Annotated in this window: 1 pseudogene; it reads right to left on the bottom strand. The window is 71.6% G+C overall.

Annotated elements, in window-relative coordinates:
- Positions 1 to 105: 105 nt before the first annotated feature.
- Positions 106 to 384, bottom strand: a pseudogene (locus SB816_RS30105) (transcriptional regulator); the annotation flags it as partial.

The raw sequence follows: 384 nt of genomic DNA, 5'->3' as shown, positions 1-384 counted from the left end.
GCACGCACGCCGACATGCGGCCTGCGTGCGCCGTTCGCACAATCTACGCGCGCGAACCGGCGCCGTCCTGTAGCCGGACTGAAACGTCCTGAAGCCTGCGCGGCGTTACGGTTCGCGCGACTGCGCGTCGGCGTCGAGCGCATCGTGGCCGAGGCGATGCACCTGCAGCCATGCGTGATGTGCCGCCTGCGTCGAGCCGCCGGTATGAGCGAGCGCCGCCGCGTACGCGGCGAGCAAGCGCACGCGCGCATCGGCGCAGGCCGGCGTCACGTCGGCGTCCTGCATCGCGTCGAGCGCCACGCGTGCGCGTTCGCGGCATTCGTCGACGAGCGACAGGTCGAACAGGCACGGCACCGCCAGCGCGATCGGCAGGATCGCCCAGAA

It is taken from the genome of Achromobacter sp. SIMBA_011, assembly GCF_046535435.1.
Taxonomy (GTDB): Bacteria; Pseudomonadota; Gammaproteobacteria; order Burkholderiales; family Burkholderiaceae_B; genus Achromobacter; species Achromobacter dolens.
The sequence above is the reverse complement of the archived record's forward strand: the minus strand, read 5'-3'. Positions and strand labels throughout refer to the sequence as shown.